At 64.6% G+C, this 257-nt stretch carries 1 protein-coding gene; it reads right to left on the bottom strand.

The window, feature by feature from the left end; all coding sequences use genetic code 11:
• The coding region (locus AX750_RS16385) for an FtsK/SpoIIIE domain-containing protein (protein WP_156462453.1) at nucleotides 1-257 on the bottom strand (257 nt) is incomplete at both ends.

Here is a 257-nt window from a genome sequence, read left to right as displayed (position 1 = left end):
GGCACTGCTCGGGCTTGAGCCGGTAGAGCAGCGACAGGATCATCGTGTTGATCGCGACCGACTTGCCCGAGCCGGTGGTGCCCGCGACCAAGAGATGGGGCATCTTGGCGAGATCGACGATCACCGGCTCGCCGCCGATGGTCTTGCCCAGCCCCAAGGCGAGCTTGTGCTTGGAGCTCTCGAAATCCTGGCTCGCCAGAAGCTCGCGCAGATAGACCGTCTCGCGCTTGGCGTTGGGCAGTTCGATGCCGATCGCG

It is taken from the genome of Methylobacterium sp. CCH7-A2, assembly GCF_001557075.1.
Lineage (GTDB): Bacteria > Pseudomonadota > Alphaproteobacteria > Rhizobiales > Beijerinckiaceae > Allobosea > Allobosea massiliensis.
The sequence above is the reverse complement of the archived record's forward strand: the minus strand, read 5'-3'. Positions and strand labels throughout refer to the sequence as shown.